This is a genomic window from Bradyrhizobium semiaridum, from assembly GCF_020329505.1.
Taxonomy (GTDB): domain Bacteria; phylum Pseudomonadota; class Alphaproteobacteria; order Rhizobiales; family Xanthobacteraceae; genus Bradyrhizobium; species Bradyrhizobium semiaridum.
In genome coordinates, this window is sequence record NZ_JAGKJJ010000002.1 from 315381 (window position 1) to 336422 (window position 21042).

The window sequence follows — 21042 nt, forward strand, 5'->3', positions numbered from 1 at the left end:
GGGCGAGGTGGAAGAGAGAACGCGGCGATCTCGATCGACGCACAAACGCCAACGCGGACCGCCCATGGCTTTTTACGTCGTCCAGTTCCTGACCGGTCTTGCCAGCGCGGCATCGCTGTTCCTGGTCGCCTCTGGCCTGTCGATCATCTTCGGCGTGACGCGGATCGTGAACTTTGCCCATGGCGCGTTCTACATGCTCGGCGCCTATGTCGCGTTCACGCTGACCGAGCGTTATTCCGGCGCGCTCGGTTTCTGGGGCGGCATCGTCGCGGCGGCGCTGGCAGTGGCCGTGATCGGCGTGCTCGTCGAGATGCTGCTGCTCCGCCGCATCTATCATGCGCCGGAGCTGTTCCAACTGCTCGCGACCTTCGGCCTGACCTTGATGGTCGAGGACCTCGTGGTGCTGATCTGGGGCCCTGACGATCTGGTCGGCCGCCGCGCGCCCGGCTTCAAAGGCGCAATCGATTTCTTTGGCCAGAACATTCCGAGCTACGACCTGTTCCTGATCGCGCTCGGGCCAATCGTGCTCGGCATCCTCTGGCTGCTGTTCCAGCGCACCCGCTGGGGCATCCTGGTGCGCGCGGCGACGCAGGACCGCGACATGGTCGCGGCGCTCGGCGTCAATCAGAAATGGCTGTTCACCAGCGTGTTCGCACTCGGCGTCTTCCTCGCCGCGCTCGGCGGCGCGCTGCAGATCCCGCGCGACGCCGTCAATCACGCGATGGACCTGCGCATCATCGTCGAGGTCTTCGTCGTGGTGGTGATCGGCGGCCTCGGCAGCATCATCGGCGCCTTCGTCGCCGCCGTGCTGGTGTCGGAACTCAACGCCTTCGGCATCCTGATCTTCCCGAAGATCTCGATCATCCTGGTGTTCCTGGTGATGGCGGTGGTCTTGATCGTCCGTCCTTGGGGCCTGTTCGGCAAGCCGGAGGCGCCGGCGCGGCGCACGCCCGGCCTGACGGTCAATCCATGGCGGCCGCTGACCACAAATGAGCGCTTCGCCGCGCTCGCGGCGCTGCTGGTCGCAGCAGCCCTGCCGGTCCTCAACAATCCCTATCTGCTCACGGTCGGCTCGGAGATCGCGATCTTCGTGATCTTCGCCGCCAGCCTGCATTTCTTGATGTCGGTCGGCGGGCTGGCGTCATTCGGCCACGCCGCCTATTTCGGGCTCGGTTCCTACGGCGTGGCGCTGCTGGCTACCAAGGCGGGGCTGCCAATGATCGTCTGCCTGGTGCTCGGGCCGATCGTCGGGCTGCTCGGCGCGGCGGTGTTCGGCTTCTTCGCCGTGCAGCTCTCGGGCGTCTATTTCGCGATGCTGACGCTGGCCTTTGCCCAGATCGTCTGGTCGATCGCATTCCAGTGGGTGTCGGTGACCGGCGGCGACAACGGCATCCTCAGCGTCTGGCCTGCGAACTGGGCGGCGGGCCCGGCGCATTTCTACTGGCTGTCGCTCGGCATTGCCGCGCTCGCGGTCGTCATCCTCCGTATCATCGTGTTCTCGCCGTTCGGCTTCGCGTTGCGCGCGACGCGCGACTCGCCGCTGCGCAGCGAAGCCATCGGCATCAACAGCAAGCGTATCCAGTGGACCGCCTTCGTGATCGCAGGCACCGTGGCCGGCGTCGCCGGCGCGCTGTTCGCTTACCTCAAGGGCAGCGTCTTCCCGGACAATATGGGCATCTCGCTCTCGGTCGATGCGCTGGTCATGGTGCTGCTCGGCGGCGTCGAGACGGTGTCGGGTGCAGTGATCGGCGCGATCGTCTACAAGGCGCTCAACATCTGGCTGGTCAGCCAGACCGATCTGTCGAAGCTGGTGCTCGGCGGCTTCGTCGTGCTGATCGTGGTGGCCTTCCCGAAGGGCATCGTCGGCACGCTGGAAGCATTGCTGCATCGCCGCCGCAAGTCCGCGTCATCATCGGCCTCGCCCTTACTTGCCTCCCGCATCGAGTCCGCCGAATGAGCATGGTCCCCACATTGCTGTCGGTCGAGAGCCTGACCAAGTCCTATGGCGGCGTGCATGCCATGCGCGGCGTCTCGTTCGAGTTGCGCGCCGGCGAGATCCTGGCGCTGATCGGGCCGAACGGCGCCGGAAAAAGCACCTGCTTCAACGCGCTGAACGGTCAGATCATTCCGGATTCCGGGCGGGTCCGGCTACTTGGTGAGGAGATCACCGGCAAGAAGCCGCGCCTGATCTGGCGGATGGGCGTCGGCCGCACGTTCCAGATCACCGCGACGTTCCCGACCATGACGGTGCGCGAGAACGTGCAGGTCGCGTTGGTCTCGCACGGCGGTGAGCTGTTCAATGTGTGGGCCTCGACCGCAAAGCACGCGCGCGACGAGGCCGGGCGGCTGCTCGATCTGGTCGGCATGGGCGCGTATGCGGAGCGGCCCTGCGGCGAGCTCGCCTATGGTGACCTCAAGCGGCTGGAGCTTGCGATCGCGCTCGCCAACCAACCAAAACTGCTGCTGATGGACGAGCCGACTGCCGGCATGGCGCCGCGCGAGCGTGTCGAGTTGATGCGGCTGACGGCGCGGATCGCGCGCGAGCAGGCGATCGGCGTGCTGTTCACCGAGCACGACATGGACGTGGTGTTCGAGCATGCCGACCGCATCCTGGTGCTCAATCGCGGCAGCCTGATCGCCGAAGGCTCGCCGGAGGAGGTCCGCGGCAACGCCCAGGTGCGGGCGATCTATCTCGGCGAAGGACTGGTCTACGACGCGCGGCACCGGGAGGGAGCATCGGCATGAAGCTCACGGTGAAGGACCTCAACAGCTTCTACGGCCCGGCGCATATCCTGTTCGACATCGCGCTCGAGGTCGGCGAGGGCGAAGTGGTGGCGCTCCTCGGGCGCAACGGCGCCGGCAAGTCGACCACGTTCCGCTCCATCGTCGGCCTGGTCGAGAACCGCACCGGCCGCATCATGTTCGAGGGCAAGGACGTCTCGCGCGAGGCGACGCACGCGATCGTGCGCGGCGGCCTCGGCTACGTGCCGGAGGAGCGCCGCATCTTCACGGATTTGACGGTCGAGGAAAATCTCGAGGTCGGCCGCCAGCCGAAGCGGGCGGGCGCGCCGCAATGGGATCGCGACAAACTGTTCAAGCTGTTCCCCAATCTCGGCGAGATGCGCAACCGGCCCGGCGGCCGTATGAGCGGCGGCGAGCAGCAGATGCTGACGATCGCGCGCACGCTGATGGGCAATCCGTCGCTGGTGCTGCTCGACGAGCCCTCGGAAGGGCTGTCGCCGAAGATCGTCGAGCAGATGGTCGATGCGATCCTGGCGATGAAGAAAGAGGGCGTCAGCATCGTCGTCTCCGAGCAGAACCTGCATTTCGCCCGCCTGATCTCGGATCGCGCCTACATCATCGAGCGCGGCCGCATCTGCTTCGGCGGCACCATGGCTGAACTCGACGCGCGGCCGGACATCCGCGACGCGCATCTGTCGCTGTAGGGCGATGCAGGACCATGGCGAAAGCGGCTGCACAGAAGCGAAACGGCAAGGCGGCGAAGCCGAGTTACGTGCTGGACGAGCAGATCGGCTTCATCCTGCGCCAGGTGTCGCAGCGCCACGCCATGATCTTCGCCCGCGAGATCGGCATCAACCTGACGCCGACGCAATGGGCCGCGCTGTCGAAGCTCGCGGAAGTCGGGGCATGCTCGCAGAACCAGCTCGGCCGGCTGACGTCAATGGACGTCGCAACCATCAAGGGCGTGATCGACCGCCTGACTGCGCGCGGCCTGACCGAGACCTCGCCCGATCCCGACGACGGCCGCCGGCTGCTGGTGAGTCTCACGCGCGCCGGCCAGCAGATGGCGGAGAAGACCGCGCCGCATGCACACGCGATCTCCAAGGAAACGTTGGCCCCGCTCGACGCCAAGGAGCGCGAGACGCTGATCGCGCTGCTGGGAAAGTTGCGGTGACGATTTGTTTGCGCACGCTGCGCAACTCCATCCCCTCGTCATTCCGGGGTTCGCGAAGCGAGAGCCCGGAATCCATCAGGCCGCATGTTCGGTGGATGAATGGATTCCGGCGTCATGACGCGAGCACCAGCGCGACTGCTCCGACCAGCACAAGGCTGGCGGCCCAGACGGTGTCCAAATTGAACCAGCTGCGCGATACGAATTTGAGGCCGAGATAGCGGTAGACCAGCCACGCCAGGCACCCGCCGGCGAGGATCATCGCGCCGGCGTGGACCACTGAGACCAGCAGCGCCATCGTGAAATTGGCATTGATCAGCGCACCGGCGGCCTCGTGGCCACGATCGGCATCGGCCTCCCGGCACAGCCCGAGATAGATCGGCAGCAGCATCAGCGCCGCGCCGTGGGCGATCGCGACGGTGAACGACCACAGTCCCAGTTGGGTCGGCGGGATCCGCGCCAGCGCCCGCGGATGACGGCGGTCGACCAGCCGGTAGATGCCGAAGGCGATGACGAGCAGGCTGGCCGCGATGCGGATCGGGCGTTGCCATTCGACCAGCGCGATCAGCATCGCGAATGGCAGGATCACCAGCAGCATCGCGAGCAGGTGCCCGATCGCGAGCGGCCCGAGCGCGCCAAGCAGCGCGCGCGGGGTTCGTTGCATCAAGCCGGCCGACACGGCGAGCGGCCAGCCCATTCCCGGGTTGATCCCGTGGTAGAGGCCGCTCGCGATGACAGCCAGCCACAGCCAGGCCGGCGTCCAGTCGGCCGCACTCACATTCAGACCGAGGGATAGCAGAACGAGTCGGTCGAACAGTCGCCGCCGTCGAGCCGGATCTGATGCGCGCGGTAGCCGTCGGGGAGGCCGACCCAGAAATCCTTCGCCAGTTCGAGGCCGCCGTTCGGGCCGGCAATTGCCATCACCTCGGCGCCGGGAATGCCTTGCGGATAGAACTGGTCGTCCCAGGTCGAGTACAGCGAGTTGGTCCAGTACACCCGCTTGCCGTCGCGGCTGATCTCGACCATCTGCGGTCCGCCGGCAAAGGCCTGCCCGTTTGGATGCGGCGCGCGGCTAACGATGCCGCCGATCCGGACCGAGCCGGCAAGCTTCGGCTTGCGCGGATCGGAGACATCGTACTGGCGCATCTCGCCGGTGCCCCAGCAGGAGACGTAGAGGAAGCGGTCGTCCATCGACAGGTCGATGTCGGTGACCAGCGGCGGCACCGCGCCAAAGCCCTGCAGCAGCGGCGGCAGCTTGTCCTTCGGCGCGGGCTCGGGCGGGATCGTCGCCGTCTTCTCGATGTGAAACTTGCCGCCCTCGCGCCACCAGGTCCAGATCGAGCCCTCGAGGTTCGTGGTATCGACCACGACGCCGACGAAGCCATATTCGCGCACCGGATCATGTGCCGGCCGCACCTCGAGTGCCATCTGATGGTTGGCGCCGAGATCGATGGTCTGGACGTTGCGGCGGGCGCGCAGATCCCAGAAGTGCAGGCGGTGGCCATATTTGTTCGACAGCAGATCCTCCGGCACGATGCCGTTCTCGAACTGCGGCGGCAGCGCCCATTCGCTGCTCACCATGTAGTCGCGCGGCAGGTTCCACCAGAAGTCATAATGCTTGGTCTGCGAGCCGCGGTCGATCTCCCAGCGGCCGAGCACCTCGAACGTCTCGCAATCCATGATGAAGATGCCGGGCGGTCCGTCGGTGCCGTCCTTGCCGCCGCCGCCGAGTGTCGAGACATAGATGCCTTCCGGCCCGCAGTGGATCGTGTGCGGCCGCGAGTAGCCGGTCTTCTTGAAGACCTCCTCCGGCTCGATGATCTTGTGGATCTTGGCCTGCGTCGGATCCGGCTTGGTATCGATGATGTAGATCCGGGAGGACCGCATGCCGGGGATGATGAGGTAGCGGCGCTCGAGGAAGGCGTGGCCGGCGAGCGGTGACAGCGCCGACGAGCAGGCGTTCCAGCCGAAATGGTGGAACTCGTCGCCCGTGTTGGGCATCGTCACGGTGTGGACGATCTTGCTGTAGGTCGGCGAGCCGCGCTTGACGTCGATCACGGCCAGCGCATCCGGCCTGGAATGGTCCGGACTGAGCAACACGGTATAGGCGAAGTTCTCGGCCGGCGCTTCCATCGCGAGCTTCGGCGAGGCGTGGAACGTGGGATCTGGCCTCATCGTCATCGGCTGCCCTCCTGATTGTGTGATGTGATCAACACGGCACGGCGGCATGCAACGGCAAGAACTTCAAATCCGGATCGAAATGCCTCTTGCGAGTGCTGCCGGTCAAGGTTCGCTCGTGGGCAGATTACACCTCAATGGTGACAGCTGAAAACAAGCTTCGGTGACGTCGCCAGCGCGGCATAGCCGCGCGGCGGGGGGCATGTGATCTGGCAGATTTGCTCAAGGGATTGAATAAGCACCGATCCTGCAGGTGAATGTATGACTCGCGAGCGGCACCAAACATCTAGCGTCGTCCTGGCGAAAGCCAGACCCATTGCCCCAATCGCTTGTTGTTGCGCGACGCTGGGGCCACTATCCCGTTGCAAATCAAATTCGGTGGTTATGGGTCCTGGCTTTCGCCAGGACGACGGCGTGGGGAGGCCGCGCTTCTCAGAGCGACGGTCTCCGGCTTGTTCGCCTTACTTCGCCACGATCTCCGGCACCTTGCCCGCGGGCGGCGTGTTGCGGCTGCGCTGGGTGCGGACGATGCCGTCGATGATGGTCATGCCGATGCCGGGGAGATCGCCGAGCTGCACGCTGTCGAGGATGTTTTTGCCGGGCGAATGCTGCGCCTTGTCCATCAGGACAAAATCGGCGGAGCGGCCGACCTCGATCAGGCCGCAATCGAGCTCGCGCATCCGCGCGGTGTTGCCGGTGGCGAGGCAGAACGCGAGCTCGGCGGGGAGGTCGCCGAGCGAGGACAGCAGCGAGACCATGCGCAAAATGCCAAGCGGCTGCACGCCGGAACCGGCCGGCGCGTCGGTGCCGAGGATGACGCGGTGCAGGTCGCCCATCTCGCGCGCGGTGCGCAGCGTGAACAGCGCCGAGCGCTCATTGCCGTTGTGCACCAGCTCAAGCCCGCGCTTGCAGCCCTCGCAGATGCAGCGGATCTGGTCGTCGGGCAGGGCGGTGTGGCCGCCATTGATGTGGCCGACCACGTCGGTGTCGGCCTCCAGCACCACGTCCTTGTCGATCAGGCCCGAGCCCGGGATCGAGGGGCCGCCGGTGTGGATCGTGCTTTGAATGCCGTATTTGCGTGCCCAGCCGACCATCTTGCGCGCCGTCGGGCCGTCTTTCACGCCGCCGAGCCCAACCTCGCCGAGCAGCTTGACGCCGGCGGCGGCCATCTCCTTGAAGTCGTCCTCGACCATCTCGCATTCGATTACCGGCGCGCCGGCATGCACCTTGACGCCGCCGGGCCGCAGCGTCCAGAACGCGCGCTGCGCGAAGATCGCCATCGCCTTGACGCCGACCACGTCACGCGGACGGCCGGGCATGTGGACCTCGCCGGCAGAGATCATGGTGGTGACGCCGCCATGCAGGTAGCTGTCGATCCAGTTGATCTGGTTCTGCCGCGGCGTCCAGTCGCCGGCGACCGGATGGACGTGGCTGTCGATCAGCCCCGGGGCGACGGTGGTGCCGTTGGCGTCGACGATGGTGGTGGCGCCTTCGGTGTCGACGTCCTTGAGGCGGCCGATTGCGGTGATCTTGCCGTTCTCGGCGACGATGGTGTCGGCATCCAGGATCGGCTTCTCCAGCGCTCCCGACAAAAGTAGCCCGATATTGCGGATCACCAGCTTGCTGGGGCCGGTGGCCTGGGGCGCGTCGTGAGCCATGGTGGTTTCCTTCTGTCCTGAAATTGCTCGGGAATTTGAGCCCGGCTTGACTTTCGGATCAAGCCGGATTATTCGTTTGTATACGAATGATCGTATACAAACGATCCGGCCGGTCAACAGGGTTCAAGTCCTTATCCGCGCAGCACAAATCAGGGATTGGTGCGATGAGCAATTTCAACCAGGAAAGCGTCCTCAGCGTTCATCACTGGACCGACACGCTGTTCTCCTTCAAGACCACCCGCAATCCCACCTTCCGCTTCCGCAACGGCGAGTTCACCATGATCGGCCTCAAGGTCGGCGAGAAGCCGCTGCTGCGCGCCTACAGCGTCGCCAGCGCGAATTACGAGGACACGCTCGAATTCTTCTCGATCAAGGTGCCGGACGGTCCGCTGACCTCGCGCCTGCAGCACCTCAAGGAAGGCGACGAGATCATCGTCAGCCGCAAGGCCACGGGCACGCTTGTCATCGACAACCTCGAGGACGGCCGCAACCTCTATCTGGTCGGCACCGGCACCGGGCTTGCCCCGTTCCTCAGCGTGATCAAGGATCCCGAGACCTATGACCGCTTCGAGAAGGTCGTGCTGCTGCACGGCTGCCGCCGCGTCAAGGAGCTCGCCTATGGCGAGATGATCACCGAGAAGCTGCCGAACGACGATCTGATCGGCGAGCTGGTGCGCGAGCAACTCATCTATTACCCGACCGTGACGCGCGATCCGTTCCGCAACCGCGGCCGCATCACCGACCTCATCACCACGGGAAAACTGTTCGACGACATCGGCCTGCCGGCGCTCGACGCCGCGCATGACCGCGTCATGATCTGCGGTTCGCCGGCGCTGGTCGCCGACACCCGCACGCTGCTCAACGGCCGCGGCTTCGTCGAGGGCAATCACGGCGAGCCGGCGCAGTTCGTGGTCGAGAAGGCGTTCGCCGAGCGCTGAGGCCCGCTCCGCTCTCCACCACCGTCATTGCGAGCGCAGCGAAGCAATCCATTGTCACCAAGCATGCAGTGAGATGGATTGCTTCGCTGCGCTCGCAATGACGTGGATGGGGCAGTGGGAATTTACGGCCTTACCGCAGGCGTCTCCAGCTTCATGCCGCGCGCCCGCGACATCAGATACGCCTCCAGTTCCACCAGCTCGGGCGAACCATATTCGTAGGCCTGCGCGCGGATGCCGGTGATGCAGGCGCGCAGCCGCCGCTGCAGCGATCCGAGCGACTGCCATTCCAGCCGGTAGAGCGGATAGCCGGTCGGCTGTCCCTGCGTGATCGGCGCGCCGGCAAGCTTCCTGTCCCAGTTGTCGTCATGGCAATTGGCGCAGGCGAGATTGAGCTGGCCCTGCCGCCGGGTGAACAGCTCGTGTCCCTTGGCGACGAACGGTGCGAGATCGGGATCATTGCCAACCTCGATCGGCATGCCCCTCGATTGCTGCGCGACATAGGCTGTCAGCGCCAGCAATTCGCGGCTTTCGTAGGCGAGGGGCGGCGCCTGCTGGTGGTTGCTGCGGCAGAGATTGATCCGCCCTTCGAGATCGACCGGCTTGCCGAGGGCCTTGTCGAAGGTCGGATAGCGCGCCGCGACGCCCTTCATGCTGACGCGCGCGTCGCTGTGGCAATCGCCGCATGCCTTGCCCGCGGTGCCGGCCTTGCGTTTCCACAGCGTCTCGCCGTCGAGCACCCAGAGCATGCCGGGGTTGGACGTGTCATCATCCTGCATCGCCCTGCTGTCGGGGCCCATGAAACTGTAGCCGGAGCGGCGATCGGCTTGCGGAATCTCGGTCGCGAGCGCGGTGCCCGCCAGCGCCGCCAGGATCGCGATGCAGCCGACGAACTTCATTCGACCGTGATCGAAGCCGATGCGGTCTCCGAAAACCCCTTGTCGCCGACCCACTCGAATTCGAACTTGCCGCTTTCGGTCACCGTGGTGAAGAAGGTGAGGAATGGATTGGCGGCGATTGCCGGATAAAGATCGGCACGGAAAATCTCCGCGCCGTTGAAGCGGCAGGTGAAGCTCGTGATGATGTCGCGCGGCACCACCTCGCCGGAGGCGGTGTGGCGATAGCCGGTTTCCATGATGTGCGACATCAGCGTCTTGATCTCGATGACATCGCCGCGCTTCGCTTTCGACGGCACGTTGATCAGCGCGGACGGCATCAGATCGCCTCCTCGGTGCAGGCGGCGAGCGTCACCACGACGTCTGCTGTCGCCGACCAGAACGTATCGTCGGAGAGCCGCGCGATCGCCGTCACCTTCTGGCTGTCAGCGAGGCGGATGCGGGTCGAGACCTGGGCGCGGCCTGCCCGCGGTCCGAGATAAAAATTGCCGATGTTCGGCTGCGGGTTCTTCTCATTGAAGACGTGGATGCTCTTCACATAGTCATCCGTCGTCATCGGGCTGGCGACACTGACGGTCATCGGCACGGTGTTGCCGTTCTCGACCAGCGGCGGGATGTCGAGCTTGACCCTGCCGGTGCGCACATTGGCTTCGCCGACGACGTTGCGGATCGCTGCCGACAGCATCGCCGGTGTTGCCTCCGCCGGACGCACGATGACGGCCGGAACCGCTCCCAGCACGGCAGCGCCACCGGCGAGGGTGAGAAACGTTCGGCGCGTGGTGTGATCCGAATTCGGCATCATTGTCCTTTGCTTGCGCATGATCTTATCGGCAAACCGGTTCCCACTTTTCCGGATCATGCGCTAGTCCCGCAGTGTCACCAGATAGGCCACGATATCCTCGATCTGCTCCGCCGACAGGATTGGCTTGTCGCGCCACGCATTGCCGACGCGCGTCAGCCCGTCGATGCGATAGTAGGACGGCATGATCGTTGCCGGATCGAAGTGCGACGCATCGACCAGGCGGAGCCGCAGCTGTCCCTCCGACCAGCGGCTGCCGCTGCCGGACAGGTTCGGCGCGAGATCGCCCTGAAACGCCTGCTCGGGAAATGGGCCGCTGTGACAGAGGATGCAAGTCGAGGAACGCTCGACGATCAGCGCCCGGCCACGTGTTGCATCGCCTTTGGTTCCCGTGAGCGAGTCGGGAACCGCATCGCCCGCCACGGTGTAGGGAAGCAGGCCCTCTGCACCCGCAGGCCCGCAAGCTGCGAACGCAGCGGTCGCGAGCAACGCGATGAGGACGGGCCTAGCCAAAGGCGTCCTCCGTGATTGTCTTGAACCAGTTCACCGCCTCCTCGGCCTCGCGCTGCCGCATTTCGCGCGGTGCATCGACCGGGCTCGTGGTCACTTCGGCCTCGGCGTATTGATCGTCCTTCGGTTGATAGATGCCGCGCAGCGAGAACGCGTAGCCCGGTGCCACCGTGTTGTAGCAGGCACCATCGAGCCGCGGCGTCTCCGGCGGCCTGCCCGCGAGCGCATTCACGATCGCCGCCGCGCAGGCGCGGCCCTGCGCCGCGGCGGCAGAGGCGGATTTCGGAATGCCGCCGGCGATCGCGGCATCGCCGATGACGTGGATGTTGGGCACCAGCTTCGAGGCGAAGGTGATGGGATCGATCGGGCACCAGCCGGTGCGGTCGGCGGCGCCGGCGATCGCGGCGATGCGGCCGGCGCGCTGCGGCGGGATCACGTTGGCGACCGCGGCGGTGTAATTGCCGAAATCGGTGACGATCTCATTCGCGGCCGGATTGACCGCGGTGACCCGGCCGCCCTGCGACAGCGCGATGCGCTCGATCATGCCGGGATAGAGCTCCTGCCAGGCCTTCTCGAACAGCTTTTGCTGCGAGTAGCCGTCCTTGGCGTCGAGCACCAGGATCTTCGAGCGCGGCTTGTTCGCCTTCAGATAGTGCGCGATCAGGCCGGCGCGCTCGTAAGGCGCCGGCGGACAGCGCAGCGGGGCCGCGGGCACTGCGATCACGACGAGGCCGCCGTCGTCCATGGCCTCAAGCTGTCGGCGCAGCAGCAGTGTTTGCGCACCGGCCTTCCAGGCATGCGGCATCTTTTCCGCCGCCGCCTCGTCATAGCCGGAAAGGGCGTCGAAGCGCATGTCGATGCCGGGCGCGAGCACCAGCTTGTCGTAGGCTAGCGTCGTGCCGTCGGCGAGACCGATCGTACGTCCCTGCGCGTCGACCTTGCTGGCCGCCTGCGCAGCGATGGTGACGCCGTCGGCTGCAACCCTGTCGTAGCTGAATTGCTGCTGCGGAAGATCGCGCAGGCCGGCAATCACCTCGTTGCTGAACGGGCAGGCGGTGAAGGTCTTGTTAGGCTCGATCAGCGTGACCTGCAGTTTCGCATCGAGCCGCCGCAGCGCCCGCGCGCAGACTGTGCCGCCGAAGCCGCCGCCGATCACGGCAACGCGGGCTGCGCCTTGCGCCAGCGACGGACGCGCCAGCGCCGCCGCCGCGACGGCAGCGGCGCCACCAATGACATTCCTGCGCGTCAGGCGACGCGTGACGGCCATGCACGACAATCCGGAAAGCGAAGCAGCGGCCGAACCGGCCGCTGCTTCTGATTGCATCAGGCGAAAGTGATGTTCTGGCTGCGCAGCGGGAAGCTGCGGATGCGCTTGCCCGTCGCCGCGAAATAGGCGTTGAGCACCGCCGGCGCCGCGACGCCGATGGTCGGCTCGCCGACCCCGCCCCAGAACCCGCCGCTCGGCACCATCACCGATTCCACCTTCGGCATTTCGTTGATCCGCATCGAGTTGTAGGTGTCGAAATTGGTCTGTTCGATGCGGCCGTCCTTCACGGTGCAGCCGCCGTAGAACAGCGCGCTGAGGCCATAGACGAACGAGCCCGCGATCTGGCGCTCCACCTGCGCCGGGTTGACGATGTAGCCCGGATCGGTGGAGGCGACGATGCGATGCACCTTGATCTTGCTGCCGTCGGTGACCGAGATCTCGGCTGCTCCCGCGACATAGCTGCCATAGCCCATCACCTGCGCGATGCCGCGATAGACGCCGTTCGGCGCCGGCGTGCCCCAGCCGATCTTCTCGGCCACGGCATTGAGCACCGCCAGATGCTTCGGATGCTTGCCCATCAGCTTGCGGCGGAATTCGAGCGGGTCCTGGCCGACGGCGTGGGCCAGCTCGTCCATGAAGCATTCCATGTAGATCGCGTTGTGATTGACGTTGACGCCACGCCAGAAGCCGGGCGGGACGTGCGGGTTGCGCATCGAATGCTCGACCAGCAAGTTCGGCACCGAGTAACCGATCGCGGCCTCGCCGGTCTGTGCGACGCCCTGGAACGCGGCGGGGTCCATGCCGTTCTGCAGCGCTTCGGGACGCACCGAGAACAGGATGGATTGGCCCGAGAGGCGGTAGTGCAGGGCGATCAGGTTGTTGTCGGCGTCGAACGCGCCGGTCAGCTTGCACTGCGTGATCGGGTGGTACTTGCCATGCTGCATGTCCTCTTCGCGCGACCACAGCAGCTTGACTGGCGTGCCCGGCATCTGCCTGGCGATCGCCACCGCCTGGCGGACATAGTCGGTCATGCCGCGCCGGCCGAAGCCGCCGCCGAGCAGCAGCTTGTGCACGTCGACCTTCTCCGGCGGCAGGCCGGAGGCCTCGAGCGCCGCGGCGAACGCCGCCTCGCCATTCTGCGTGCCGCACCACACCTCGCATTTCTCGGGCGTGTAGAGCACGGTGGCATTCATCGGCTCCATCGTGGCGTGGTTCTGGTAGGGGTAGCTGTAGACAGCTTCGACCTTCTTAGCCGCGCCGGCAATCGCAGCCTTGGCGTCGCCGTTCTGGTTGCCGATATAGGCAGGTTGCGCATTGTCGAGGCCCTCGGCCAGCCATTTTGCAATCGTCTCGCTGGAGACCTTGGCGTTATCGCCTTCGTCCCAGATGATCGGCAGCGCGTCGAGCGCCGTCTTGGCGTGCCACCAGGTGTCGGCGACGACGGCGACCGCGCTGTCGCCGACCTGCACCACCTTCTTGACACCCTTCATATTGGCGATCTTGGCGGCATCAAAACTCTTCAGCTTGCCGCCGAACACCGGGCAGTCCTTGATCGCGGCGTTCAGCATGCCCGGCAGCTTGACGTCGGCACCGTAGATCATCTTGCCCGTGACCTTGTCGGCGGTATCGAGCCGCTTCAGGCCCTTGCCGGCGATGGTCCAGTCCTTCGGGTCCTTCAGCTTGACGTCGGCCGGCGGCTCGAGTTTTGCGGCCGCTTCTGCGACCTTGCCGTAGGTCGTGGTCTTGCCGGACGGCGTATGCGTGATCACGCCGCTGGAGACCTTGCATTCGGTGGCCGGCACCTTCCACTCATTGGCGGCGGCCTGGATCAGCATCACGCGCGCGGTGGCGCCGCCCTTGCGGACATAATCCTGCGAGGAGCGGATGCCGCGGCTGCCGCCGGTGGAGAAATCACCCCAGGCGCGCTTGCGGGCGACGCTCTGGCCGGGCGTCGGGAATTCGGTCGTGACCTTCGACCAGTCGCACTCCAGCTCCTCGGCGACGAGCTGGGCGAGGCCGGTCAGCGTGCCCTGGCCCATCTCTGAGCGGGCGATGCGGATCACGACGGTCTCGTCGGGCCGGATCACCACCCAAGCGTTGACTTCAGGAGCGTTGATCTCGGGCGAGCCGTCGGCCGCGCGCACCACGGCGGGGCCGCCAAACGGAAGGTCGAGGCCGATCGCAAGGCCGGCACCCGCGGTTGCTGCGCCGACCACGAAGGAGCGGCGGTTGATCTTGACGTGCTGATTCATGGCTGCCCCCTTACGCGTTCGCGGCAGCATGGATCGCCTCGCGCACCTGCTGGAAGGTGCCGCAGCGGCAGATGTTGGTGATGGCGTCGTTGATGTCGTCGTCGGTCGGCTTGGGATTGTCCTTCAAGAGCGCCGCGACGGCCATGATCATGCCGCTCTGGCAGTAGCCGCATTGCGGCACGTCATTGGCGATCCAGGCCGTCTGCACCTTGTGCAGCACGCCGTTGACGGCAAGGCCCTCGATCGTGGTGATCTCCTTGCCGGCAGCTTCGCCGACCGTGACGCCGCAGGAGCGCATCGCCACGCCGTCCATATGCACCGTGCAGGCGCCGCATTGCGCGATGCCGCAGCCGTATTTCGTTCCGGTCAGTCCGACATTCTCCCTGATCGCCCACAGCAGTGGCGTGTCGTCCTCGACGTCTACAGTGATTGTCTTGCCATTGATTTTGAGGTTTGCCATCGCGGTCCCCTGATTGGTCCAATCCATCGATTGAACTGCGCGGCAATCTGGCCTCGAAACTGGAACCGTTCAAATCAAGAAACCGCGTTTGCAACCCGACAAGAATTGACCGCGCGCGGTGTTTGGCCGCGGCTGCGAATATCACATGCCTGTCATGCCTTTTTCGGCGAGGCGACGGCCAGCCGCAGGAAGCTCATGACACTGCCGACTGCCGCAAAGCCGGCGCCGAGGGCGAGCGCGACGGTCGCGCCTTCGCGGTCGGCCAGTGCGAAGCAGAATGCGGCAAGCGCAGCGCCGGTGGTCTGCCCGATCAACCGCGCGGTGGCGACGATGCCGCTGGCGCTGCCGCTGCGATGCGGCGGCGCACTCGACATGATCGCCTTCATGTTCGGTGTCTGGAAGAAGCCGAAGCCGACGCCGCAGATCATCGTGCGCCAGACGATGTTGGCGACGCTCGGCTCGGCCGGCAGGGTCGCCAGCAGCGTCATGCCGAGCCCAAGCAGCAGCATGCCGATGCCGCCGAGGATGCCGGCCGGATAGCGGTCGGACAGCCGCCCGCCGATCGGCGCCATGAAGGCCACCACCAGCGGCCACGGCGTCATGAAGAAGCCGGTCTCGACCTGCGAGCGGTGCAGGATGTCCTCGAAGTAGAAAGGCAGCGACACGAAGGCGAGGCCCTGCACGGCGAATGAGCAGACCGCGGTCGCGGCCGACAGCGCGAACACCGGCCGGCGGAACAGGTCGATCGGCAGCATCGGTGCCGGATGATCGGCATGCCGTCGGGTGAGGATCCAGCCGAACAGCACCGCGCCGATCAGCTCGGCGATCACAAGCGCGGGTGCCGCCCGGTGCGCGGCGCTGCCGATCCCGGTGATGAACAGGCCGAGACAGGCGGAGGCGAGCGCCGCGCCGGTGAAGTCGAAGCTGTGGGTGGCACGCGGCGTCGGGGGCAGCGTCTTCAGGCCGATCAGGATCGCAATGATGCCGAAGGGAATGTTGACGGCGAACAGCCAGGGCCATGGACCGAGCGCCAGGATGCCCGAGGCGATCGTCGGTCCGAGCGTGAAGGCGGTGGCGACGACCAGCGCGTTGTGGCCGAAGCCGCGACCGTGCATCTTGCTCGGATAGACGAAGCGCACCAGCGCGGTGTTGACGCTCATCAGGCCGCTGGCGCCCAAGCCTTGCAGGGTGCGCGCCATCAGGAGGCTGGGCAGCGACCACGCCAGCGCACAGCCCAATGACGCCAATGTGAACAGCAGGAGGCCGCAGAGATAGATGCGCTGGTGGCCGACGATCTCGCCGAGCGCGCCGAGCGGCAGCAGCGTCGCGACCAGGGCGATCTGGTAGACGTTGACGACCCAGACCACCTCGGCCGGGCTGACATGGAGATCGGTGGCGATCGCGGGCAGCGCGATGTTGGCGATCGCCGTGTCGAGCGAGGCCATCGCCAGCGCGGTGAAGATCGCGGCCACCGCCCAGCGCCGCCGTTCCCACGGCAATCCATCGGTGACAGGCGCTGAAACTGCGGCGGCGGTCGGGGTCTTTTCGAGCATGATCGGGACGGTCTCCAGCGCCGCATGTACTACGCCGGCATCCCGTTCCACAGCCGCGCCGCTGCATGATGCGTATGCGAAGCAGCCTTGCCGGAGGCCGGAGGGGACAGATCCTGCCCCGCCATTCCGGGGCTCGTAAAGCGAGAGCCCGGAATCCATTGCGCCGCAGCGTTGGTGGATGAATGGATTTTCGGGCTCGGCCCTCCGGGCCGCCCCGGAATGACGAGTGGGAGAGTCATTCGCAGGATGAGCTCGGCGAAGCGAGTTCGAACGAGTCCTGTCGTGAGAATGCAAGGCTGCGTCCCCACCACGGTGTCATCGCCCGGCGCGATGTTCAAGCCGGGCGATGACACCGAGCAAGTTGAGCGAACCAACCCGTTATCCCCGCGACAAAGGCGAAGCCTTTGCGCGCGCATGACGGAACCAATGGCTGCGATTGGGCGACGACAACCCACAGTTCATCCGCGCAAACGCAGTCCCCGTTTCGTCCGTGTGTCACATTATCGCGTGCGGACGACTTTCGGATAGCTTGCGTCATCGGACCGATCGACTACCCTTGGCATACAAGCTGGCCACGATAGAAGCGGCCGCGGAGGGGAAGCGCATTGCACGGACAGGCGGACCGGCGCAGCGAGGTCACGCGTGGCGCCAGCGACGGGGCCCGCCGCCGTTTGTACACTGGCCTCTGGGTCGGGGCATTGCTGGCGATCCTCGCCTTCCTGGTGATCTACCCCGTCATTATGCTGCTGCTCGGTGCGCTCACCGACACCAATCCGGTGGTGGACGGCCTTGCGCGCAGCCTCAGCCATCTCTCGGTCGCGAATTTCCTCACCGTCCTCGCCAATCCGAATGTGGGCGAGGCGCTGCTCAACACCCTGATCGCCTGCGGCGGCGGCACCGCGATCGCGGTGGCGATCGGGCTGTTCTTCTCCTGGATCGTGGTGCGCACCAATACCCCGTTCAAGGGCTTCATCGCCGCGGCCAGCATCCTGCCGCTGTTCGCGCCGCCGCTGGTGGCGGGCGTCGCCTGGGCCATCCTCGGCTCGCCCAAAACGGGGCTGATCAACACGATGTTCAAGTGGATGGGCTCGGACTTCCGCGTCGATCTCTATTCGATGTGGGGCCTCGTCTTCGTGTTCGGCATCTACTATGCGCCCTACGTCTACATGTTCACCTCGTCGGCGCTGCGCAACATGGATCCGAGCCTGGAGGAGGCCGCCGAGATCTCCGGCGCCAGCGCGTTCTCGACGCTGTTCACGGTGACGTTCCCGCTGATCATGCCGGCGATCGTCTCCGGCATGCTGCTGTCCTTCATCGTGATGCTCGGCATCTACGGCATTCCCGCGGTACTCGGTGCGCCGACCAACCTCAACGTGCTCACCACCTACATCTTCAAGCTGACCAACTGGTCGCCGCCGCTCTACAACACCGCGGCCGCGGTCGCGATCATCCTGATGGTGGTGACGGGACTATTGGTCTATCTGCAGCAGCGGGTGCTGAGCGGGCGTAGCTACACGACGGTCGCCGGCAAGGCGTTCCGGCCGCGCAGCCTCGACCTCGGGCCGTGGCGCTGGCTCACCTTCGCGATCGGCATTCTCTATCTCCTCGTCGTCGTGGTGCTGCCGTCGCTGGCGCTGATCGTCGCCGCGTTCCGCAAGTTCATGTTCATCCGCGACGTCGCCAGCCTGTTCGACATGCGCCAATATTCGCTGACGCATTTCGAGAGTATCTTCGACAATCCGCTGACGATGCGGTCGATCTACAATGCGGTCGAGGTCGGCGTCATCACCGCGGTGGTCGGCGGCGCGCTCGCCTTTGCGATCGGCTACACCATCCATCGCACCCGGGTCGCCGGCCGCGGCGCCATCGACCTGATCTCGACGCTGCCGGTCGCGATTCCCGGCCTGGTGGTCGGCGTCGCCTATCTCTGGGCCTGGATCGGCATCCCGGGCGGGCTCTACGGCACAATCTGGATTTTGGCGCTCGCCTTCATCGCGCGTTTCATGCCCGACACCGTGAAGGCGCTGTCGACCTCGTTCCTGCAGATCCATCGCGAACTCGAGGAGGCGGCCTGGGTCTGCGGCAAGGGCATGCTCGGCACCATCAGGACCATCGTGCTGCCGCTGGCGAGCCCGGGCGTGCTGGCGGCGATGACGCTGCTGTTCGTGCTGGCGATCCGCGAGCTCGGCTCGTCGCTGTTCCTCTACACCAGCAACACCATGGTGATGTCGGTGCTGCTACTCGACTATTACGAGGGCGGCAATATCGGCAAGACCGCCGCCTTCAGCCTGGTACAGACGGTGCTGCTTGGCGTGCTGATCGGCGGCGCCAACTGGCTGTCGCGCGGCGCAGCACAGGGCAACGTGGCCCGGACCGGATAACAACAAACAACGGGAGGATTGGCGATGGATAGACGGAGCTTCACCACGTTGGCCACGACATGGGCCATGGCCGGCGTCGCGGCATTGACGCTGGTGCCTCGCGCGCAGGCGCAGGAGTTCGGCTCGCCCGAGCTGATCGCGGCGGCCAAGGCCGAAGGCAAGCTGGTCTACTACACCGCGAACTTCGCCGAGATCGAGCAGCAGGTGATCAAGGCCTTCAACAAGCGCTTTCCTGAGATCAAGATCGAGATGGTGCGCGCGCCGGGCGGCCAGCTCATCACCCGCGTAAAGACCGAGGCCGCAGCCGGCAAGCTGATCGCCGACGTGGTCGACCATTCCGACCGCGCGCTGATGCAGCCGCTGGAGGACCTATTCCAGGACTACGCGCCGCCGAACGCCGCCGATTACGATACGCACGCGCTGATCTCGCCAAAACTCTGGCCGCGCGCCACGATCGCCTGGTCGATCGGCTACAACACCGAGCTGGTGAAGGACCCGCCGAGGTCCTGGAAGGACTTGACCAAGCCGCAATATGACAAGCTGATCGGACAGGTGTTCGCGCAGTCCGGCGGCACCACCTGGACGCGGATCATGTTCGAGCGCCAGGTGCTCGGCGAGGATTACTGGGCCAAGCAGGCCGCGACCCATCCGGTGCTCTATCCCTCCGGCGCGCCGACGGCGGACGCGCTGGTGCGCGGCGAGATCGCGATCGCGCCGCTGCTCTACAACGTGATCTACCAGAAGAAGAAGGACGGCGCGCCGATCGAAATCTTCTTCCCGCCGGAGGGTTCGCCCGTCAATCCGTACGCCACCGGCATTCCGAAAACCGCCGCGCATCCGAATGCCGCCAAGCTGTTCCTGAACTGGTGCCTGTCCAAGGAGGGCCAGACCTTCATGATCAAGGAGCTCGGCAACCTGACGTCGCTGAAGCAGCCGCCGGCCTATCCGGAAGGGTTCGATCCCAAGGTGGTGAAGCTCTGGTATCCGGACTTCGACGAGTACAAGAAGTTGCATTCGGCGTGGGTCGCGGACTGGGACAAGACCTACGGCTATCGGCAGTAAATAGCGGGTGAAGCGATGATGGCGACACTCGAGGTCACCGAGCTCCGGAAACAGTTCGCGATCGGTCGCCCGGCGATCGACGGCGTCAGTTTTTCCGTGCCCGCCGGCGAGATCGTGGTGCTGCTCGGTCCTTCCGGCTGCGGCAAGACCACGACCTTGCGCTGCGTCGCCGGGCTCGAACATCCGACCGGCGGCGAGATCAGCATCTCAGGCAAGGTGGTGTCGTCGCCCGAACGCGGCGTGCTGGTGCCGCCGCGCTCGCGCGATCTCGGCATGGTGTTCCAGTCCTATGCGGTGTGGCCGCATATGACGGTGCGGCAGAATGTGGTCTATCCGCTGAAGCACCGCAATATCAGCCGCGCCGACGCGGGACGCAAGGTCGAGGAGGCATTGGCGCTGGTCGGGCTGTCGGAATATGGCGACCGCCCGGTGGTCGCGCTGTCGGGCGGACAGATGCAGCGCGTCGCGCTGGCGCGCAGCATGGTCTACCGGCCGCAACTGCTGCTGCTCGACGAGCCGCTGTCGAACCTCGACGCCAAGCTGCGGTTGCGACTCCGCGATGATCTTCGCGTCATCCTCAAGCAGACCGGGATGACCGCGCTCTACGTCACGCACGACCAGGCCGAAGCGGTGGTGCTCGGCGACCGCATCGGCGTGATGCGCGACGGCAAGCTGCTGCAGATGGATTCGCCTGACGCGATCTACAATCGCCCCGCTGATCTGTTCGTCGCCAACTTCACCGGCGCCACCAACGAGCTCGCGGGCACGCTGGTCGCCTGCAACGGCCGGTATGGCGTGGTCGATTTCGGCGACGGCAGGCGAGGCGAGGTCGCGCTATTCCATGCGTTGGCGCCCGACGAGAAGGTGCGCGTCGCGCTGCGGCCGGAGAACATCGCGATCGGCCGGCCTGACGGCGCCAACACGTTCTCCGCCAAGGTGCTGGACCGCCGCTATCAGGGCACCCAGACCGCCTACGGCATCGAGCTGTTCGGCAAGCGGCTGGAGGCGATCGAGCTCGGCACCGCGGCGCGGCACCAGGTCGGCGTCGAAGCGCCGGTCTCGCTGCCGCGCGAATGCCTGTGGGCCTATCGCGACAGGGGGCCGGTCTCGCATGAATAGCGGTGCGGCGTCTGCAAGCCGCAAATAGTGTTGACATCGGCCCATCCGGCGCGGAACAA

At 65.7% G+C, this 21042-nt stretch carries 19 protein-coding genes; 8 read left to right on the forward strand and 11 right to left on the reverse strand.

Annotation, left to right across the window (positions count from 1 at the left end):
- Positions 1-64 precede the first annotated feature (64 nt).
- The 4 genes from J6500_RS03845 to J6500_RS03860 are packed head-to-tail and all read left to right on the forward strand — an operon-like array spanning position 65 to position 3916.
- Positions 65-1957: an ABC transporter permease gene (locus J6500_RS03845; RefSeq protein ID WP_225711336.1), complete on the forward strand. Its 1893-nt coding sequence runs from the start codon at positions 65-67 to the stop codon at positions 1955-1957.
- Positions 1954-2745 (forward strand): ABC transporter ATP-binding protein, encoded by a 792-nt coding sequence (locus tag J6500_RS03850; RefSeq protein ID WP_225711337.1) that lies wholly within the window; start codon positions 1954-1956, stop codon positions 2743-2745. Before J6500_RS03845 ends, J6500_RS03850 begins: the two co-directional genes overlap by 4 nt.
- Complete coding sequence (locus tag J6500_RS03855; protein ID WP_225711338.1) at positions 2742-3446, forward strand: ABC transporter ATP-binding protein; 705 nt, start codon at positions 2742-2744, stop codon at positions 3444-3446. The genes J6500_RS03850 and J6500_RS03855 overlap by 4 nt, the downstream gene beginning before the upstream one ends.
- Positions 3447-3460: 14 nt before the next feature.
- A complete protein-coding gene (locus J6500_RS03860) occupies positions 3461-3916 on the forward strand; it encodes a MarR family winged helix-turn-helix transcriptional regulator (RefSeq protein ID WP_225711339.1) in 456 nt (151 codons plus the stop codon).
- A gap of 112 nt (positions 3917-4028) precedes the next feature.
- On the opposite strand, the gene J6500_RS03865 is transcribed toward J6500_RS03860, so the two are convergent.
- The 3 genes from J6500_RS03865 to J6500_RS03875 form a co-directional block, all read right to left on the reverse strand.
- A complete protein-coding gene (locus tag J6500_RS03865; RefSeq protein ID WP_225711340.1) occupies positions 4029-4691 on the reverse strand; it encodes a hypothetical protein in 663 nt (220 codons plus the stop codon).
- Positions 4692-4693: 2 nt separating this feature from the next.
- A complete protein-coding gene (locus J6500_RS03870; protein WP_225711341.1) occupies positions 4694-6094 on the reverse strand; it encodes a selenium-binding protein SBP56-related protein in 1401 nt (466 codons plus the stop codon).
- A 458-nt stretch (positions 6095-6552) separates the two neighbouring features.
- Positions 6553-7749, reverse strand: a complete 1197-nt coding sequence (locus J6500_RS03875; protein ID WP_225711342.1) for an amidohydrolase family protein — start codon at positions 7747-7749, stop codon at positions 6553-6555.
- 164 nt (positions 7750-7913) lie between these two features.
- Between J6500_RS03875 and J6500_RS03880 the strand changes: the two genes are divergently transcribed.
- Positions 7914-8687 carry a ferredoxin--NADP reductase gene (locus J6500_RS03880; protein ID WP_225711343.1) on the forward strand — a complete coding sequence of 258 codons (774 nt, stop codon included), beginning with the start codon at positions 7914-7916 and terminating at the stop codon, positions 8685-8687.
- A 122-nt stretch (positions 8688-8809) separates the two neighbouring features.
- On the opposite strand, the gene soxA is transcribed toward J6500_RS03880, so the two are convergent.
- The 8 genes from soxA to J6500_RS03920 form a co-directional block, all read right to left on the reverse strand.
- Positions 8810-9583, reverse strand: coding sequence for a sulfur oxidation c-type cytochrome SoxA (gene soxA, locus J6500_RS03885; protein ID WP_225711344.1), 774 nt, complete (start codon positions 9581-9583; stop codon positions 8810-8812).
- Positions 9580-9900 (reverse strand): thiosulfate oxidation carrier complex protein SoxZ, encoded by a 321-nt coding sequence (gene soxZ / locus J6500_RS03890; RefSeq protein WP_225711345.1) that lies wholly within the window; start codon positions 9898-9900, stop codon positions 9580-9582. Before soxZ ends, soxA begins: the two co-directional genes overlap by 4 nt.
- Positions 9900-10379, reverse strand: a complete 480-nt coding sequence (locus tag J6500_RS03895) for a SoxY-related AACIE arm protein (RefSeq protein WP_225711505.1) — start codon at positions 10377-10379, stop codon at positions 9900-9902. The genes soxZ and J6500_RS03895 overlap by 1 nt, the downstream gene beginning before the upstream one ends.
- Before the next feature lie 63 nt (positions 10380-10442).
- Positions 10443-10892 carry a sulfur oxidation c-type cytochrome SoxX gene (gene soxX / locus J6500_RS03900; protein ID WP_225711346.1) on the reverse strand — a complete coding sequence of 150 codons (450 nt, stop codon included), beginning with the start codon at positions 10890-10892 and terminating at the stop codon, positions 10443-10445.
- Positions 10885-12156 carry an NAD(P)/FAD-dependent oxidoreductase gene (locus J6500_RS03905; RefSeq protein ID WP_225711347.1) on the reverse strand — a complete coding sequence of 424 codons (1272 nt, stop codon included), beginning with the start codon at positions 12154-12156 and terminating at the stop codon, positions 10885-10887. The genes soxX and J6500_RS03905 overlap by 8 nt, the downstream gene beginning before the upstream one ends.
- Positions 12157-12212: 56 nt before the next feature.
- Entirely contained in the window at positions 12213-14408 is a 2196-nt protein-coding gene (locus tag J6500_RS03910) for a xanthine dehydrogenase family protein molybdopterin-binding subunit (RefSeq protein ID WP_225711348.1), read from the reverse strand.
- 10 nt (positions 14409-14418) lie between these two features.
- Positions 14419-14868, reverse strand: a complete 450-nt coding sequence (locus J6500_RS03915; protein WP_225711349.1) for a (2Fe-2S)-binding protein — start codon at positions 14866-14868, stop codon at positions 14419-14421.
- Positions 14869-15020: 152 nt separating this feature from the next.
- Entirely contained in the window at positions 15021-16421 is a 1401-nt protein-coding gene (locus J6500_RS03920) for an MFS transporter (protein WP_225711350.1), read from the reverse strand.
- 605 nt (positions 16422-17026) lie between these two features.
- On the opposite strand from J6500_RS03920, the gene J6500_RS03925 reads away from it, so the two are divergent.
- Genes J6500_RS03925 through J6500_RS03935 form a run of 3 tightly spaced genes read left to right on the forward strand, consistent with a single transcriptional unit; the run spans position 17027 to position 20983 of the window.
- The gene (locus J6500_RS03925) at positions 17027-18802 is read left to right on the forward strand and encodes an ABC transporter permease (RefSeq protein ID WP_225711351.1); all 1776 of its coding nucleotides are present in this window, start codon (positions 17027-17029) and stop codon (positions 18800-18802) included.
- A gap of 24 nt (positions 18803-18826) precedes the next feature.
- On the forward strand, positions 18827-19864 hold the full coding sequence (locus J6500_RS03930) for an ABC transporter substrate-binding protein (RefSeq protein WP_225711352.1): 1038 nt from the start codon (positions 18827-18829) through the stop codon (positions 19862-19864).
- 18 nt (positions 19865-19882) lie between these two features.
- Complete coding sequence (locus J6500_RS03935) at positions 19883-20983, forward strand: ABC transporter ATP-binding protein (RefSeq protein ID WP_225711353.1); 1101 nt, start codon at positions 19883-19885, stop codon at positions 20981-20983.
- The last annotated feature ends 59 nt before the right edge of the window (positions 20984-21042 follow it).

Excerpts from the sequence above, each read along its gene's own strand:
- J6500_RS03875 (WP_225711342.1), bottom strand. The coding sequence starts at position 7,749 with ATGGCTCACGACGCGCCCCAGGCCACCGGCCCCAGCAAGCTGGTGATC.
- J6500_RS03910 (WP_225711348.1), bottom strand. The coding sequence starts at position 14,408 with ATGAATCAGCACGTCAAGATCAACCGCCGCTCCTTCGTGGTCGGCGCA.
- J6500_RS03905 (WP_225711347.1), bottom strand. The coding sequence starts at position 12,156 with ATGGCCGTCACGCGTCGCCTGACGCGCAGGAATGTCATTGGTGGCGCC.
- J6500_RS03870 (WP_225711341.1), bottom strand. The coding sequence starts at position 6,094 with ATGACGATGAGGCCAGATCCCACGTTCCACGCCTCGCCGAAGCTCGCG.
- J6500_RS03895 (WP_225711505.1), bottom strand. The coding sequence starts at position 10,379 with ATGCCGAATTCGGATCACACCACGCGCCGAACGTTTCTCACCCTCGCC.
- soxZ (WP_225711345.1), bottom strand. The coding sequence starts at position 9,900 with ATGCCGTCCGCGCTGATCAACGTGCCGTCGAAAGCGAAGCGCGGCGAT.
- J6500_RS03920 (WP_225711350.1), bottom strand. The coding sequence starts at position 16,421 with ATGCTCGAAAAGACCCCGACCGCCGCCGCAGTTTCAGCGCCTGTCACC.
- J6500_RS03880 (WP_225711343.1), top strand. The coding sequence starts at position 7,914 with ATGAGCAATTTCAACCAGGAAAGCGTCCTCAGCGTTCATCACTGGACC.
- J6500_RS03855 (WP_225711338.1), top strand. The coding sequence starts at position 2,742 with ATGAAGCTCACGGTGAAGGACCTCAACAGCTTCTACGGCCCGGCGCAT.
- J6500_RS03860 (WP_225711339.1), top strand. The coding sequence starts at position 3,461 with ATGGCGAAAGCGGCTGCACAGAAGCGAAACGGCAAGGCGGCGAAGCCG.
- J6500_RS03850 (WP_225711337.1), top strand. The coding sequence starts at position 1,954 with ATGAGCATGGTCCCCACATTGCTGTCGGTCGAGAGCCTGACCAAGTCC.
- J6500_RS03930 (WP_225711352.1), top strand. The coding sequence starts at position 18,827 with ATGGATAGACGGAGCTTCACCACGTTGGCCACGACATGGGCCATGGCC.
- J6500_RS03915 (WP_225711349.1), bottom strand. The coding sequence starts at position 14,868 with ATGGCAAACCTCAAAATCAATGGCAAGACAATCACTGTAGACGTCGAG.
- J6500_RS03935 (WP_225711353.1), top strand. The coding sequence starts at position 19,883 with ATGGCGACACTCGAGGTCACCGAGCTCCGGAAACAGTTCGCGATCGGT.
- J6500_RS03845 (WP_225711336.1), top strand. The coding sequence starts at position 65 with ATGGCTTTTTACGTCGTCCAGTTCCTGACCGGTCTTGCCAGCGCGGCA.
- soxA (WP_225711344.1), bottom strand. The coding sequence starts at position 9,583 with ATGAAGTTCGTCGGCTGCATCGCGATCCTGGCGGCGCTGGCGGGCACC.